Source organism: Mesorhizobium sp. ESP-6-4 (assembly GCF_020164735.1).
GTDB lineage: Bacteria > Pseudomonadota > Alphaproteobacteria > Rhizobiales > Rhizobiaceae > Mesorhizobium.
In genome coordinates, this window is record NZ_JAIUGS010000001.1 from 710296 (window position 1) to 725966 (window position 15671).

At 63.3% G+C, this 15671-nt stretch carries 13 protein-coding genes and 1 tRNA gene; 13 read left to right on the forward strand and 1 reads right to left on the reverse strand.

What is annotated here, in order from left to right; all coding sequences use genetic code 11:
- The first annotated feature begins 1 nt into the window (after window position 1).
- The 12 genes from nuoK (at window position 2) to LB523_RS03285 (ending at window position 14464) form a co-directional block, all read left to right on the forward strand.
- A complete protein-coding gene (gene nuoK / locus LB523_RS03230) occupies window positions 2-310 on the forward strand; it encodes an NADH-quinone oxidoreductase subunit NuoK (protein WP_027168992.1) in 309 nt (102 codons plus the stop codon).
- Between the two features lie 11 nt (window positions 311-321).
- The gene (gene nuoL, locus LB523_RS03235) at window positions 322-2295 is read left to right on the forward strand and encodes an NADH-quinone oxidoreductase subunit L (RefSeq protein WP_224600898.1); all 1974 of its coding nucleotides are present in this window, start codon (window positions 322-324) and stop codon (window positions 2293-2295) included.
- Window positions 2295-3800, forward strand: coding sequence for an NADH-quinone oxidoreductase subunit M (locus tag LB523_RS03240; RefSeq protein WP_224600899.1), 1506 nt, complete (start codon window positions 2295-2297; stop codon window positions 3798-3800). Before nuoL ends, LB523_RS03240 begins: the two co-directional genes overlap by 1 nt.
- Window positions 3801-3814: 14 nt before the next feature.
- On the forward strand, window positions 3815-5251 hold the full coding sequence (gene nuoN / locus LB523_RS03245) for an NADH-quinone oxidoreductase subunit NuoN (protein WP_224600901.1): 1437 nt from the start codon (window positions 3815-3817) through the stop codon (window positions 5249-5251).
- A 4-nt stretch (window positions 5252-5255) separates the two neighbouring features.
- Window positions 5256-6077: a biotin--[acetyl-CoA-carboxylase] ligase gene (locus LB523_RS03250; protein ID WP_224600903.1), complete on the forward strand. Its 822-nt coding sequence runs from the start codon at window positions 5256-5258 to the stop codon at window positions 6075-6077.
- Window positions 6078-6173: 96 nt separating this feature from the next.
- Window positions 6174-7844 carry a ribonuclease J gene (locus tag LB523_RS03255; protein ID WP_224600904.1) on the forward strand — a complete coding sequence of 557 codons (1671 nt, stop codon included), beginning with the start codon at window positions 6174-6176 and terminating at the stop codon, window positions 7842-7844.
- A 128-nt stretch (window positions 7845-7972) separates the two neighbouring features.
- A complete protein-coding gene (gene mce, locus LB523_RS03260; RefSeq protein ID WP_224545462.1) occupies window positions 7973-8377 on the forward strand; it encodes a methylmalonyl-CoA epimerase in 405 nt (134 codons plus the stop codon).
- The gene (locus LB523_RS03265; RefSeq protein WP_224600905.1) at window positions 8374-8658 is read left to right on the forward strand and encodes a DUF1467 family protein; all 285 of its coding nucleotides are present in this window, start codon (window positions 8374-8376) and stop codon (window positions 8656-8658) included. Before mce ends, LB523_RS03265 begins: the two co-directional genes overlap by 4 nt.
- A gap of 574 nt (window positions 8659-9232) precedes the next feature.
- Window positions 9233-10561 carry a proline--tRNA ligase gene (gene proS / locus LB523_RS03270; protein ID WP_224600906.1) on the forward strand — a complete coding sequence of 443 codons (1329 nt, stop codon included), beginning with the start codon at window positions 9233-9235 and terminating at the stop codon, window positions 10559-10561.
- Entirely contained in the window at window positions 10558-11844 is a 1287-nt protein-coding gene (locus tag LB523_RS03275) for a lipoprotein-releasing ABC transporter permease subunit (protein WP_140839951.1), read from the forward strand. The genes proS and LB523_RS03275 overlap by 4 nt, the downstream gene beginning before the upstream one ends.
- A complete protein-coding gene (locus LB523_RS03280) occupies window positions 11841-12524 on the forward strand; it encodes an ABC transporter ATP-binding protein (RefSeq protein WP_181164814.1) in 684 nt (227 codons plus the stop codon). The genes LB523_RS03275 and LB523_RS03280 overlap by 4 nt, the downstream gene beginning before the upstream one ends.
- Window positions 12525-13213: 689 nt before the next feature.
- Entirely contained in the window at window positions 13214-14464 is a 1251-nt protein-coding gene (locus LB523_RS03285; protein ID WP_224600907.1) for a site-2 protease family protein, read from the forward strand.
- Between the two features lie 12 nt (window positions 14465-14476).
- On the opposite strand, the gene lipB is transcribed toward LB523_RS03285, so the two are convergent.
- Complete coding sequence (lipB, locus tag LB523_RS03290) at window positions 14477-15220, reverse strand: lipoyl(octanoyl) transferase LipB (protein ID WP_224600908.1); 744 nt, start codon at window positions 15218-15220, stop codon at window positions 14477-14479.
- 239 nt (window positions 15221-15459) lie between these two features.
- Between lipB and LB523_RS03295 the strand changes: the two genes are divergently transcribed.
- Window positions 15460-15544, forward strand: a tRNA-Leu gene (locus LB523_RS03295).
- Window positions 15545-15671: the final 127 nt, after the last annotated feature.

Genomic DNA, 15671 nt, shown 5'->3' on the forward strand with positions numbered 1-15671 from the left:
GATGGTCGTCGGCATTGCACATTACCTGACCGTATCGGCGATCCTGTTCACGCTCGGCGTGTTCGGCATCTTCCTGAACCGCCGCAACATCATCGTCATCCTGATGTCGATCGAGCTCATCCTGCTTGCGGTCAACATCAACTTCGTCGCTTTCTCGGCGGCTCTGCACGACCTCGTCGGACAGGTCTTTGCCCTGTTCGTGCTGACGGTCGCAGCCGCTGAAGCCGCGATCGGTCTTGCCATTCTTGTCGTCTTCTTCCGCAACCGCGGCTCGATCGCGGTCGAAGACGTGAGCGCGATGAAGGGTTGACGGGAACCATCATGTATCAGGCTATCGTCTTCCTTCCGCTGCTTGGCTTCCTGATCGTCGGCCTGTTCGGCAATTCGCTCGGCGCCAAGGCTTCCGAATACATCACCTCCGGCTTCCTGGTGATCGCGGCGGTGCTGTCGTGGGTTGCCTTCTTCACCGTCGGCTTCGGCCATGGCGAAGTGTTCACCGTGCCGGTGCTGCGCTGGATCCAGTCGGGCGGCATCGACGCCTTCTGGGCGCTCAGGATCGACACGCTGACGGTGGTGATGCTGGTCGTCGTCAACACCGTGTCGGCGCTGGTCCATATCTACTCGATCGGCTACATGCACTACGATCCGAACCGGCCGCGTTTCTTCGCCTATCTGTCGCTGTTCACCTTCGCGATGCTGATGCTGGTGACCGCCGACAATCTCATCCAGATGTTCTTCGGCTGGGAGGGCGTCGGTCTCGCCTCCTATCTCTTGATCGGCTTCTGGTACAAGAAGCCGTCGGCCAATGCCGCCGCCATCAAGGCTTTCGTCGTCAACCGCGTCGGCGACTTCGGCTTCGCGCTCGGCATCTTCGGCGTGTTCGTGCTGTTCGGCTCGGTCAATCTGAGCACCGTGTTCGCCAATGCCGCATCCTTCCTGCCGGCCGAAGGCGCGCCGGCGGGTGCTGCCGTGCTCACTTTCCTCGGCCAAGCGCTCGACAAACAGACGGCGCTGACGGTGGTCTGCCTGCTGCTCTTCATGGGCGCCATGGGCAAGTCGGCGCAGGTGCCGCTGCACACTTGGCTGCCGGACGCGATGGAAGGCCCGACGCCGGTCTCCGCGCTCATCCACGCGGCGACCATGGTGACCGCCGGCGTGTTCATGCTGGCAAGGCTTTCGCCGCTGTTCGAGCTGTCGCATTCGGCGCTGACCGTCGTCACTTTCATCGGCGCATTCACCGCCTTCTTCGCGGCGACCGTCGGCCTCGTCCAGAACGACATCAAGCGCGTCATCGCCTATTCGACCTGCTCGCAGCTCGGCTACATGTTCGTGGCGCTAGGCGTCGGCGCTTATGGCGCGGCGATCTTCCACCTTTTCACGCACGCCTTCTTCAAGGCGCTGCTGTTCCTTGGCTCCGGCTCGGTCATCCATGCCGTGTCCGACGAGCAGGACATGCGCAAGATGGGCGGCCTGCGCAGGCTCATCCCGGCGACCTACTGGATGATGATCGTCGGCACGCTGGCGCTGACCGGCGTCGGCATTCCGGCAACGGTGATCGGCACCGCCGGCTTCTTCTCCAAGGACGCCATCATCGCGACCTCCTTCGCCAGCCACAATGCGGTCGCCGGCTTCGCCTTTATCCTGCTGGTGGTCGCCGCCTGCTTCACCAGCTTCTATTCCTGGCGGCTGATCTTCATGACCTTCCACGGCGAGCCGCGCGCCAGCCACGAGGTCATGCACCATGTCCACGAATCGCCGCCGGTGATGCTGGTGCCGCTCTATGTGCTGGCCGCCGGCGCGCTGTTTGCCGGTATCATCTTCCACGGCGCCTTCATCGGCGAGGGTTACGCCGAATTCTGGAAGGCTTCGCTGTTCACGCTGCCGGAAAACCACATCCTGCATGAGATCCACGAATTGCCGCTCTGGGTAGAGCTCGCCCCGTTCGTCGCCATGCTGATCGGCCTCGCGGTGGCCTGGAAATTCTATATTCGCTCGCCGGAACTTCCCCGAAGCGTCGCCGCCAATCATCGCCTGCTTTATGCGTTCCTGCTCAACAAGTGGTATTTCGACGAGCTCTACGACTTCCTGTTCGTGCGGCCGGCGAAGCGGCTCGGCAGGTTCCTGTGGAAGACCGGAGACGGCGCCGTCATTGACGGCCTCGGCCCCGACGGCATCTCGGCGCGCGTCGTCGACGTCACCAATAGGGTCGTCAAGCTGCAGACCGGCTATCTCTATCACTATGCCTTCGCCATGCTGATCGGCGTGGCCGCTCTCGTCACCTGGATGATGCTCTGATGACCGACTGGCCAATCCTCTCGCTGGTCACCTTCCTGCCTCTGGTTGGTGTTCTGCTCATCCTGTTCATCAGCGACGACAGCGAAAACGCGCGCCGCAACATCCGCGCGATCGCCTTCATCACGACGGCGTTCACCTTCGTGATCTCGCTGTTCATCTGGACGGGCTTCGACAATTCGCAGGCCGGCTTCCAGTTCGTCGAGAAGCACGCCTGGTTGGATTCGGGCATTTCCTACCACATGGGCGTCGACGGCATCTCGATGCTGTTCGTTATCCTGACCACCTTCCTGATGCCGCTTTGCATACTGGCCTCCTGGGATGCGATCGAGAAGCGGGTCAAGGCCTATATGATCGCCTTCCTGATCCTCGAGACGCTGATGATCGGCGTGTTCTGCGCGCTCGACATCGTGCTGTTCTACGTCTTCTTCGAGGCTGGCCTGATCCCGATGTTCATCATCATCGGCGTCTGGGGCGGCAAGCGGCGCGTCTATGCCTCGTTCAAGTTCTTCCTCTACACGCTCGCCGGCTCGGTACTGATGCTGCTCGCCATCATGGCGATGTTCTTCCAGTCGGGCACTACCGACATTCCGACGCTTCTGACGCATAATTTCCCGGCCAACATGCAGACCTGGCTGTGGCTCGCCTTCTTCGCCTCCTTCGCGGTGAAGATGCCGATGTGGCCGGTGCATACCTGGCTGCCCGACGCCCACGTCGAGGCGCCGACCGCGGGCTCCGTCATCCTGGCCGGCATCCTGCTGAAGATGGGCGGGTACGGCTTCCTGCGCTTCTCGCTGCCGATGTTCCCGGAGGCGTCGGCGATGTTCGCGCCGCTGGTGTTCACGCTCTCGGTCGTCGCCATCATCTACACCTCGCTGGTGGCGCTGATGCAGGAGGACATGAAGAAGCTGATCGCCTATTCGTCGGTCGCTCATATGGGCTTCGTCACCATGGGCATCTTCGCGATGAACCAGGAAGGCGTGCAGGGCGCGATCTTCCAGATGCTCAGCCACGGCCTCGTCTCGGGCGCGCTGTTCCTGTGCGTCGGCGTCATCTACGACCGCATGCATACGCGCGAGATCGATGCCTATGGCGGTCTGGTCAACAACATGCCGAAATACGCCACCGTGTTCATGATCTTCACCATGGCCAATGTCGGCCTTCCCGGCACCAGCGGCTTCGTCGGCGAGTTCCTGACCATGCTCGGCGTGTTCAAGGTCAACACCTGGGTGGCGTTCTTCGCCGCCACCGGCGTCATCCTGTCGGCGGCCTACGCACTGTGGCTCTATCGCCGGGTGATCTTCGGCGCGCTGACCAAGGACAGCCTGAAAAACCTGCTCGACCTTTCGCCGCGTGAGAAGGCGATCGTCTACCCGCTGGTGGTGCTGGTCATCTTCTTCGGCGTCTACCCGGCGCCGGTGTTCGACGCGACGGCCCAGTCGGTCAAGACGCTCGTCACCAACGTCACCGCATCCATCAATTCCGCGCAGACCGCGGCGGCGAACTGACTGGGGAATAGACCATGACGCCGGACCTTCTCTCCAGCTTTTCGCTCTCGACGCCGGAACTGATCCTCGCCGTGGGCGCGCTGGCGCTCCTGATGATCGGGGCCTATTCGCGCTCCAACAACACCATGACCGTGACCGGCCTGGCCGTCCTCGTGCTGGTGGTGGCCGGACTGTGGCTTGGCTTCTCCGGCACGCAAGGCGCTGCTTATGGCGGCGCCTTCGTGCAGGATTCCTTCAGCGCCTTCATGAAGATGCTGGCGCTGATCGGATCGGCGGTGACGCTCATCATGTCGATGCGCTTTGCGCGCCAGGAGCATTTCGACAAGTTCGAATTCCCGGTTCTGGTGTTGCTCTGCACGCTCGGCATGATGCTGATGATTTCGGCCAACGGCATGATCGGGCTCTATCTCGGGCTCGAGCTGCAGTCGCTGGCGATCTATGTGCTGGCGGCGATCAACCGCGACAATCTGCGTTCGACCGAAGCCGGCCTGAAATACTTCGTCCTCGGCGCGCTGTCGTCGGGCATGCTGCTCTACGGCATCAGCCTCGTTTACGGCTACACCGGGAATACCGGCTTCCAGGAAATCGCGACGGCTCTTGGCAGCGGCGAGCGCCAGCTCGGCCTCGTCTTCGGCCTGGTGTTCGTGCTGGCAGGCCTCGCCTTCAAGATCTCGGCCGTGCCGTTCCACATGTGGACGCCGGACGTCTATGAGGGCGCGCCGACGCCGATCACCGCCTTCCTGGCAGCCGCCCCGAAGATGGCGGCGATGGCGCTGATCGTGCGCGTCACCATGGGCGCCTTCAAGCCGATCGCATCGGACTGGCAGCAGATCGTCGTCTTCATCTCGATCGCCTCGATGGCGCTCGGCGCTTTCGCGGCCATCGGCCAGACCAACATCAAGCGCCTGATGGCCTATTCCTCGATCGGCCATATGGGCTATGCGCTGGTCGGCCTTGCCGCCAACAGCCAGGCCGGCGTGCGCGGCGTCGCCATCTACATGCTGATCTATCTGGTGATGACGCTCGGCACTTTCGCCTTCATCCTCGCCATGCGGCGCAAGGAAGGCAATGTCGAGCAGATCAGCGATCTTTCCGGTCTCGCCTCGACCAACCCGATCATGGCCACAATCCTCACAATCCTGATGTTCTCGCTGGCCGGCATTCCGCCGCTCGCCGGCTTCTGGGGGAAGTGGTACGTGTTCCTCGCCGCCATTAACGCGCATCTCTACGCGCTGGCGATTATCGGCGTGCTGGCCTCGGTGGTGGGCGCCTATTATTACCTGCGCATCATCAAGATCATGTGGTTCGACGAGCCGGTCGGCGGCTTCGTGCCGATGGCCAGCGAGCTGCGCCTCGTGCTCGGCGTCAGCGGCGCCTTCGTGCTGTTCTATGTGCTGATCGGCGGGCCGATCGGCAATTATGCCGAAGCCGCTGCGAAGACCTTCTTCTGACGGGATGGCATTTCGGCTGGCTCCAACCGCGGCGTCGGAGGGGTTCCGGCTCGAGGCGCATGACAGCGTCGGCTCGACCAACGCGCTGGCGCTGGAACACGCGCGCGCCGGCGATCCCGGCAAGCTCTGGGTCGTTTCGAAGAAGCAGGAGAGCGGCCGCGGCCGGCGTGGCCGCGCCTGGGCAACGCCAGAAGGCAATCTCGCGGCGACGCTGCTTCTGGTTCCGGGCGGCGAGCTCCGGCTTGCCGCGACGCTCGGCTTCGTCGCGGGGCTTGCGCTGGCCGACGCGCTCGACGCCGTCGTGCCGAAGGGCCGGATCGCCGTCGCCGTCGACGGCGCGAGCCAGGGCCGCAACCGCTTCGAATTGAAATGGCCGAACGACGTGCTGGCGTCGGGCGCCAAGCTTGCTGGCATCCTGTTGGAATCGGCGATGCTCGATGGCGGCCGCTTTGCCGTCGCCATCGGTATCGGCGTCAATGTCGTGGCTTACCCTGAGGATTTGCCTTATCCGGCGACGTCGCTGCAGGCGCTGGGCGCGACTTGCGATGCCGAAACGCTGTTCCTGGCGCTTTCGGATGCCTGGAGCGAGTATGCCAGGCTGTGGGATGACGGGCGCGGGCTCGATGCTATCAGGAAGCGCTGGCTTGCCCGCGCGGCAGGGCTCGGCGGCGAGGTTGCTGTCAGAATTGACGGCAATGTGGTGCGCGGCGTCTTCGAAACCATTGACGAGGACTGCCGTTTTGTGATCCGCGACGATGAGGGATCGGTTCTGACGATCGCGGCCGGCGACGTGCATTTCGGCGCGGTCGCCTCGGCCCGGGTATAATTTTGTTTTTGTGCAATTCCGGACGAAAAGCTGTGACACGCTTTTCCCGAAATTGCGCCAACGACTTGGCCAAAGCGGCCAGGAAGGAAAGAATTGATGGCGAATAGAGAAAACGCCGAGCTCGTCTTCGCGCCGCTGGGCGGCGTCGGCGAGATCGGCATGAACTTCGCCCTTTACGGCTATGGGCCCGCCGACGCGCGCGAATGGATCATCGTCGATGTCGGCGTCACCTTTCCGGACTCGGCACATCCCGGCGTTGATCTCATCCTGCCCGATACGCGCTTCATCGAGGAGAATATCGACGGTCTGCGCGGCATCGTCATCACCCATGCGCATGAGGATCATTACGGGGCGCTGCTCGATATCTGGCCGAAGCTTAAAGTCCCGGTCTGGATGACGCCGTTCACCGCCGGCCTGCTCGAAGCCAAGCGACAGGGCGAGCAGGGCGCGCCGAAGATCCCGGCGTCGATCTACCGGGCCGGCGAGAAATTCACCATCGGACCTTTCGAGATCGAGGCCATTCCAGTGGCGCATTCGATTCCTGAGCCGATGTCGCTGGCGATCACCACGCCCGCCGGCACCGTGATCCACACCGGTGACTGGAAGATAGACCCGGCGCCGACGATCGGCCCGAAGACCGACGAGGCACGCTTCCGCGCCTATGGCGACAAGGGCGTGCTGGCGCTGATCTGCGATTCCACCAACGCGCTGAGGGAAGGGGAGTCGCCGTCGGAAGTCGCTGTCGGCGAAGGCCTCAAGGGCGTCATCGAGAGCGCGAAGGGGCGCGTCGCGGTCACGACCTTCTCCTCCAATGTCGGGCGCATCGTCTCGATCGCCAAGGCGGCGCGCGATGCCGGCCGGCAATGCCTCGTGCTCGGCCGATCGCTGAAGCGCGTTATCGATGTGGCGGGCGAGCTCGGCTACATGAACGGGCTGCCGGAGTTCATCGCCGAGGAGGACTATGGCTATATCCCGCGCGAGAACCTGGTGATCATCTGCACCGGCAGCCAGGGCGAGCCGCTGGCGGCGCTGGCAAAGCTTTCACGCGACGAGATGAAGTCGGTGGCGCTGACGGCCGGCGACACGGTGGTGTTTTCCTCGCGCACCATTCCCGGCAACGAGAAGGGAATCCTCGAGATCAAGAACCGGCTGATCGATCTTGGCATGAAGATCATCGAGGACGGCGACGCGCTGGTGCATGTCTCCGGCCACCCGCGCCGCAGCGAATTGCGCAAGATGTATGAATGGGTGCGGCCACAGATCGGCGTTCCCGTGCATGGCGAGGCGGCGCATCTGGTGGCGCAGGGCTCGCTGATGTCGATGTCGGGCATCGGCCAGGTGGCGCAGGTGCGCGACGGCGACATGCTGAGACTCTGGCCAGGGCCGGCGACGATCATCGATCAGGTGCCGTTCGGGCGGCTCTACAAGGATGGCTCGCTGATCGGCACCGACCAGGCGATGGGCATACGCGACCGTCGCAAGCTTTCCTTCGCCGGGCATGTCGCGGTCAACGTCGTGCTCGACGACAAATATGAGCTTGCCGGTGACCCCGACCTGGTGGCGATCGGCGTCGCCGAGGCGGATGCCCGCGGCGAGACACTGGAGGATCTGATGCTCGACGCGGCAATCGGCGCGGTGGACTCCATTCCGCGTCAGCGCCGAAAAGACCTCGACCTGGTCCAGGAGGCGGTGCGCCGCGCAGTGCGCGGCGCCGCCAACGAAGCCTGGGGCAAGAAGCCGCTGGTGACGGTGTTCGTGACCAGGTAGTGAGAGTGAATAGTGAAGGTGAGTGAGTAGTGAGTAGTGAGTAGTGAAATCCGCTGTTCGGCGCGAAGCCAACCATTCACTATTCACCACTCACTACTGACTACTCACTACTCACTTGGAGTGAGTCAATGCTTGGACGCCTGAACCATGTCGCGCTTGCCGTGCCGGATCTGGCCGCGGCAATGGCCGCCTATCGCGATACGCTGGGCGCGCGGCTGAGCGAGCCGCAGGCGCTTCCGGAGCATGGTGTGAGCGTGGCGTTCATCGATGTCGGCAACACCAAGATCGAGTTGCTGGAACCGCTGGGCGAGGCATCGCCCATCGCCGCGTTCCTCGAGAAGAACCCTTCGGGCGGCATGCATCACGTCTGCTATGAGGTCGACGATATCCTGGCCGCCCGCGATCATTTGAAGCAAAGCGGAGCGCGTGTGCTTGGCGACGGCAATCCAAAGATCGGCGCGCATGGCAAGCCGGTGCTGTTCCTGCATCCCAAGGATTTCTTCGGCACGCTGGTCGAACTGGAGCAGGCATGAATTGGATACTGTTCGCCGCGCTGTTCTTCGTCACCTGGTGGCTGGTGCTGTTCGTTGTTCTTCCGTTCAGCCTGCGCACCCAGGACGACGACCAGGATGTCACGCTTGGCACCGTTTCCAGCGCACCGCGCGGCCCGCATATGCTGCGCGCCTTCGCCCGCGCGACGATCGTAACGGTGGTCGTGATGGGTATTCTCTACGGCCTGACGATGGGCCTGGGATTCAGCTTCGACGATATCATGCGGATCATGCCGGACTTCACGCCAGACGCCAGTCACTGAGACCGTCATTATAGTTTCCGCAAGTAATGAGCAGCATACGCGCGCCTAGGTTGAATTCGGAAGCCGGCTTCCGAATTCGGCGGCCAACCGTGGCTGACGCCGTTTGGCAGATGATCGCGCTAAGCAGATGATTGCACAAAAAAAATGCAAGGCACAAGGCCTTGCAATTTAAACGCGTCCGATCCGTTTCCGGTGTCCGGCGGCAGCGAGTTACCGCGCCTAGATCGCATCCTCCCAAGACTTTGACCGCGTAGGAGAGCAGATTTTTCTCCGCCCTCTCGGTTATCGGCGCACACTAGACCAAGGCAGGTGAAAATGTCACGAAGAATTTTGCCTCGAAACAGGCAATATCGTGCTGCACTGCACAATAGTGCGGCAGGGCTTGCTTGTGAATCGATCAAAAAGCCATTTGCGGCACTTTGCAGCCAAAATCGCCTTTTTGGTAAGGTGCAGAAGGCCCGATACTTTGGGGCACTCGGGTTTCCATTCGGCCATGAAATGGCTATGAAGCCCGGGCAAGCAGCCTCGGTTGCGCCGATTCCCCGCGCCGCCATTTTCACTCACGGACCAGTCCATGCGTTTGTCGCGCTATTTCCTGCCCATCCTCAAAGAAAATCCCCGCGAGGCCGAGATCGTCTCGCACCGGCTGATGCTGCGCGCCGGCATGATCCGCCAGCAGGGGCAGGGCAGCTTTTCGTGGCTGCCATTGGGCAAGCGCGTGCTGGACAAGGTCTGCCAGATCATCCGCCAGGAACAGAACCGCGCCGGCGCGCTGGAAATCCTGATGCCGACCATCCAGTCGGCGGATCTGTGGCGCGAAAGCGGCCGTTACAACGATTACGGCAAGGAGATGCTGCGCATCAAGGACCGCCAGGACCGCGACATGCTCTACGGGCCGACCAACGAAGAGATGGTCACCGAGATTTTTCGCGCCTATGTGAAGTCCTACAAGGACCTGCCGCTCAACCTCTACCACATCCAATGGAAGTTCCGCGACGAGGTGCGCCCTCGCTTCGGCGTCATGCGCAGCAGAGAGTTCCTGATGAAGGACGCCTATTCCTTCGACCTCGATTTCGAGGGCGCCAAGGCCGCCTACAACCGTATGTTCGTCTCCTACCTCAGGACGTTTACACGTATGGGCCTGCAGGCCATTCCAATGCGCGCCGACACCGGTCCGATCGGCGGCGACCTCAGCCATGAGTTCATCATCCTGGCCGAGACCGGTGAGAGCCAGGTATTCTGCGACCGCGCCTATCTCACCCTCGACGTGCCGGGCGCCGGCACCAACTTCTCCGACGACGCCGAGATCGGCGACATCGTGAAGAAGTGGACGACGCCTTATGCCGCCACCGACGAGATGCATGACGAGGCGGCCTGGGCGAACGTTCCGCCAAGCGAGCAGGTCTCGGCGCGCGGCATAGAGGTCGGCCACATCTTCCACTTCGGCGAGAAATACTCCAAGCCGATGAACGCCAAGGTGACCGGCCCCGACGGCAAGGACCATTACGCCTCGGGCGGCTCCTACGGCATCGGTCCGTCGCGCCTGGTCGCGGCGATCATCGAGGCCAGCCATGACGAGAACGGCATCATCTGGCCGGAAGCGGTGGCGCCCTTCGACATCGGCCTGATCAACATGAAGGTCGGCGACGGCGAATGCGACCGCGTCTGCGACGAGCTCTATACGGCTCTGACTTCGGCGGGCAAGGACGTGCTTTATGACGACACCGACCAGCGTCCCGGCGGCAAATTCGCCACCGCCGACCTGATCGGCCTGCCGTGGCAGGTGATCGTCGGTCCGCGCGGCGTGGCCGCCGGCGAGGTCGAGATCAAGAACCGCAGGTCGGGCGAGCGCGAGACGCTGCCGGTCGGGGAAGCCAAGAAGCGCCTGGGTATCGCCGCATGAACGAGGCGGCGGCAGCGGCCAGGTCAGCGGCGGGCGCTTTCTCCGGCTTCGAGCGCATGGTGGCGTGGCGCTATCTGCGATCGCGCCGCAAGGAGACGGTGATCTCGGTCATCGCCTCGATCTCCTTTCTCGGCATCATGCTCGGCGTCGCGACGTTGATCGTCGTCATGGCCGTGATGAACGGTTTCCGCGCCGAATTGCTGACCCGCATCCTCGGCGTCAACGGCCATCTCATCGTGCAGCCGCTCGATTCGCCGCTGGAGGATTACGCCCAGGTGGCGAGCCGCATCAACGGTGTTTCGGGCGTCAAATACGCCATCCCGCTGATCGACGGCCAGGTCCTGGCGCAAGGCAATGTCGGCGGCGGCACGGGCGCGCTGGTGCGCGGCATCCGCGGCGAGGACCTCGGCAAGATTTCGATCGTCGCCAGCAACATCAAGCAGGGCACGCTCGACGGTTTCGATACCGGCGACGGCGTGGCGATCGGCAAGCGCATGGCTGAAAGCCTCGGGCTGGTGCTCGGCGACACCATCACGCTGATCTCGCCGGACGGCGACGTGACGCCGCTCGGCACCACGCCGCGCATGAAGGGCTACAAGGTAGCGGCGATCTTCGAGGTCGGCATGTCGGAATATGACAGCTCGATCGTCTATATGCCGTTCTCGGAAGCGCAGCTCTATTTCAACATGGACGGGCGCGCTCAGACCATCGAGATCTATGTCGACAATCCCGATAACGTCGACGCGCTGAAGCCCCTGGTCGAGCAGGCGGCGCAGCGGCCGGTCGACCTCGTCGACTGGCGACAGCGCAACGAGACCTTCTTCTCGGCGCTGCAGGTCGAGCGCAACGTCATGTTCATGATTCTCACTCTGATCGTGCTGGTGGCGGCGCTCAACATCATTTCCGGCCTCATCATGCTGGTGAAGGACAAGGGCCACGACATCGCCATCCTGCGCACCATGGGCGCCTCGCGCGGCGCTATTCTGCGCATCTTCCTGATGACTGGCGCGGCGATCGGCGTCACCGGGACGATCGCCGGCGTGCTGCTCGGCGTCGTCATCTGCCTCAACATCGAATCGATCCGCCAGTTCTTCTCCTGGATGACCGGCAGGATCCTGTTCAATCCCGAGCTCTATTTCCTCAGCCAGCTGCCGGCAAAGATGGATCCGCGCGAGACCACCTATGTCGTCATCATGGCGCTTGGCCTGTCGTTCCTCGCGACGGTGTTCCCGGCCTGGCGGGCCGCCCGGCTCGATCCCGTCGAAGCCTTGAGGTACGAATGATGGCCGAGGCCATTATCGAGTTGAAGGGCGTCGAGCGGCACTATGTCCAGGGGCCGCGCAAGCTCACCATTCTGAACGGCGCCGACTTTTCGCTCAGGCGCGGCGAGATGGTGGCGCTGGTGGCGCCGTCGGGCACCGGCAAGTCGACCCTCTTGCACACGGCGGGTTTGCTGGAGCGCCCCGATGCAGGTGACGTGATCCTTGCCGGCCGTGCCTGCGGACGGCTATCGGACGAGGAGCGCACCGCGATCCGCCGCAACGATGTCGGCTTCGTCTATCAGTTCCATCATTTGCTGCCGGAGTTCTCCGCGCTCGAAAACATCATGATGCCGCAGCTGATCAAGGGGCTCGGCCGCAAGGAAGCATCCGAGCGGGCAGCGCAGCTCCTCGACTATATGCAGATCGGCAAGCGCGCGCAGCACCGGCCGGCCGAGCTTTCCGGCGGCGAGCAGCAGCGCGTCGCCATTGCCCGCGCCGTCGCCAACGCGCCGCTGGTGCTCCTGGCCGATGAGCCGACCGGCAATCTCGACCCGGTCACCGCCTCCTATGTCTTCGATGCGCTGGAGGCGCTGGTCAGGCAGTCCGGCCTCGCGGCGCTGATCGCTACCCACAACCACGAGCTCGCCGGACGCATGGACCGGCGGGTGACGTTGGCCGAGGGCAAGGTCGTGCCGCTGTAGGCCCAATGTCGTCATCCTAGGGCGAAGCTCCGCGAAGCGGAGCGAAGACCCTAGGATCCATTCCGTTACCTCTGCCGAAGAATGCGACGCCGCAGAGGGGGCAGAGGGTGGCTTTTAGAAGCCTTGTTCCGCACCGTAGCGAAGCATCAATCTCACGGAATGGATTCTAGGGTCTGCGCGCGTCGCTTCGCTCCTTGCTCCGCCCTAGAATGACGAAGCCATCGGCGTGTTGGCTAATCGCAAACGGCTGCGGTGTGCCCGCGGAGCAAGGCCGTCAACCTTTCCTTAACCCTGCCCAAACGGACCGCGCGGTTTCGCTCCAGCGCGCCCGAGACGGTCGTTGACATTCGAACAAAATTAGAACAAATTACGAACATAGCAACAACAGGAGAGAGTTATGAGCGATCTTGTTCAGGACGTCGTTTCACTGGTTTGCATGAGCACTTTCCTCGTTTCTATGGCGATCTGGATCGGCGCGATGTGATCAGGCGGCCCGGCCGCCGTACGGGACGGGCAGATGCCCGCCCGTCGTTGGGGCGGGCAGGAGTCCGCCCATGTCGGGATGGGGGAGACCCCGCCTGGAACGGGCAAGAGCCCGCCTGGGACGGGCAAGAGCCCGCCCATTGTTGTTAAGTCTTTCTTGGCCGCGCCGACGCTAGGCTGCTCTTCAAGACAGGGAGCGAAGGCAAGTGTCGGTCATCGTCACGGTCACCCTCGTGGCCGGCAATCTCGGACTGATCTTTCTTTTGATGACCGTGCCGCTCGGATTGCGCACGGTGACGGTCAGCCGCGTGATCAAGGCCGATCGCCAACGCCTCTGGCAGGCGCTGTGGCCGTTCGGCTGCGATGCCGGCTGGTCCGGCGAAATCCTTTCCGCCGAGCCCCTGGACGGCGAAAGGACCGCGCTGATCCGGCTCTCCTGGGAAGGACGGGACGGCCGGCCGATCGACCGCAAGGCGCGGTTTGAGGAGGTCAGCGAAGGCAGCCGCTTCTCGATGACTGTCATCGAGGACACTGCGCTCGATTCCTCGTTCTGGGCGAATTATCGTGAGACCGCCGAGCTTGTGCCGGAGGGCGATGCGACACGGGTCACGCTTACGCAGACCGATCGCTATCGCGGTGTCGCGTTTCTTATATTCCGCTTCTTCGCCATGCGCCGCGAATTGCGCAAGCTCGACGTCTGGGCGGCAACCGGTACCTATCGCAAGGGCGGCTGGTTCGAGCATCCGCTGAGCCAGATCGGCTTCGCCGCACTTTCGGCCCTGATCCTGTGGCCGTTCTTCGGCCTCAACCTCGGCGGCCTGGCCCTGGCCGCGATCCTGACGTCGGTGGTCGCCATGCACGAGCTCGGCCATATGGCCGCCTTCCGCCTGACGGGGCATCGCCGGGCGCGGATGATCTTCATTCCGCTGCTTGGCGGCCTCGCGATCGGCGGCAGGCCCTATGACAGCCGCTTCGAGGTTGCGTTCGTGGCGCTGATGGGTGCCGGCTTCTCCGCCTTCCTGGTGCCGGGGCTGATCGCTGCCAGCGGCTTCGCCGGCAGCGAAGGACATCGGCTGGCCGCCATGCTTTTGGCGACGCTTGCCGGCTGCGCGTCGCTGTTCAACATCGCCAATCTGGTGCCGGTATGGAAATTCGACGGCGGGCAGGTGCTGCGCCAGATCTGCCCGGGGCCGGCCGCACTTGCTCTGGCGTCCTTCCTGCTTTTGTCGGCGCTTCTGGCGCTCGGCTGGCGGGCCGGCTTTTCGCCGAGCTTCCTGTTGATCGCCGGCGCGGTCTTCGCGATGCTGAGCCTGATAACTATGGGCAGCGGCGTGAAGCCGCGTCACGAGTTGAAGCCGATCAAGACCTTCGACCGGCTGGTCATGGCCGGCGCGCTGCTCGCCGTCTTTGCCATCCATGGCTACGGCATGCTGTGGGCCTCCGCGCAGCTCATGTAGCGAGAGGGTGACTCAGCCGGCCTTGCGAGCAGGCTCTGCAGCCGGAACGGCGGCAGGCCCGAACACATCCTCGAACGCAGCTTTCAGTGCCAGATCGAGGTCGGCCATGGTGAGGGGAAGGCCAAGATCGACGAGGCTCGTCACGCCATGGTCCGAGACGCCGCAGGGCACGATGCCGCTGAAATGGCCGAGATCCGGCTCGACATTGATGGCGATGCCATGAAAGCTCACCCAGCGCCGCAGCCGGATGCCGATTGCCGCGATCTTGTCTTCGGCGGGTGAGCCATCGGGCAGGCGGGGGCGATCCGGCCGCACCACCCAGACCCCGACGCGGTCCTCGCGCCGCTCGCCGCGCACATTGAAGGCGGCAAGCGTGGCGATGATCCATTGCTCGAGCGCCGCGATGAAGGCGCGCACATCCTCGCGCCGGCGCTTCAGGTCAAGCATCACATAGGCCACGCGCTGGCCGGGACCATGATAGGTGTATTCGCCGCCGCGGCCTGCGGCAAAGACCGGGAAGCGGTCGGCATCGATCAGGTCATCGATTCGCGCGCTGGTGCCGGCGGTGTAGAGCGGCGGATGCTCGACCAGCCAGACCATCTCGCCGGCAGCACCGCTGCGGATCGCCTCGGCGCGCGCCTCCATGAAGGCCAGCGCGTCCGGATAGGACGTAAGGCTAGGTTCGATCACCCATTCCACAGGCGCCGAACCAGGCAAAGGAAGGAACGACGTGGCGATCTGGCTGCGTTCTGTCATGGAACTTTCTCGATGCTCCTCTCATATGGCGGCAATCGGCCAAAACGTCCAGTTCCGCCAACGTTAAGCCGAGCCGCGGAGGCTTGTGCCAGCCGCTTTGCCTGATGCACGTCGTCCTCCCAAAATCTCTGCGCACTTGTGGGCGATACGCATTCGCGAATATTCCGCTCGGCGCACTTGTTTCGCCGGAAACGATTTGCTACAGGCCCCGGGCCGGACGGTTCCGGCTCCTACCACGTGCGGTCGTGGCGGAATTGGTAGACGCGCAGCGTTGAGGTCGCTGTGGGGCAACCCGTGGAAGTTCGAGTCTTCTCGACCGCACCATTCTCCCCAAAAGCCTGTCGAATTTGGCATCGGCGAGCGATCGTTCTCGTTGCTGCCGGCGGTAGCCAAAGTGAAGCGGCGGCGGGCCATGAGACCACACCGCCGCTGATGCTTGACGCGAGGCAAT

Bases quoted from the DNA above. Each gene is read 5' to 3' on its own strand.
- nuoK (WP_027168992.1), top strand. From the start codon at position 2: ATGGTCGTCGGCATTGCACATTACCTGACCGTATCGGCGATCCTGTTC.
- nuoL (WP_224600898.1), top strand. From the start codon at position 322: ATGTATCAGGCTATCGTCTTCCTTCCGCTGCTTGGCTTCCTGATCGTC.
- LB523_RS03240 (WP_224600899.1), top strand. From the start codon at position 2,295: ATGACCGACTGGCCAATCCTCTCGCTGGTCACCTTCCTGCCTCTGGTT.
- nuoN (WP_224600901.1), top strand. From the start codon at position 3,815: ATGACGCCGGACCTTCTCTCCAGCTTTTCGCTCTCGACGCCGGAACTG.
- LB523_RS03250 (WP_224600903.1), top strand. From the start codon at position 5,256: ATGGCATTTCGGCTGGCTCCAACCGCGGCGTCGGAGGGGTTCCGGCTC.
- LB523_RS03255 (WP_224600904.1), top strand. From the start codon at position 6,174: ATGGCGAATAGAGAAAACGCCGAGCTCGTCTTCGCGCCGCTGGGCGGC.
- mce (WP_224545462.1), top strand. From the start codon at position 7,973: ATGCTTGGACGCCTGAACCATGTCGCGCTTGCCGTGCCGGATCTGGCC.
- LB523_RS03265 (WP_224600905.1), top strand. From the start codon at position 8,374: ATGAATTGGATACTGTTCGCCGCGCTGTTCTTCGTCACCTGGTGGCTG.
- proS (WP_224600906.1), top strand. From the start codon at position 9,233: ATGCGTTTGTCGCGCTATTTCCTGCCCATCCTCAAAGAAAATCCCCGC.
- LB523_RS03275 (WP_140839951.1), top strand. From the start codon at position 10,558: ATGAACGAGGCGGCGGCAGCGGCCAGGTCAGCGGCGGGCGCTTTCTCC.
- LB523_RS03280 (WP_181164814.1), top strand. From the start codon at position 11,841: ATGATGGCCGAGGCCATTATCGAGTTGAAGGGCGTCGAGCGGCACTAT.
- lipB (WP_224600908.1), bottom strand. From the start codon at position 15,220: ATGACAGAACGCAGCCAGATCGCCACGTCGTTCCTTCCTTTGCCTGGT.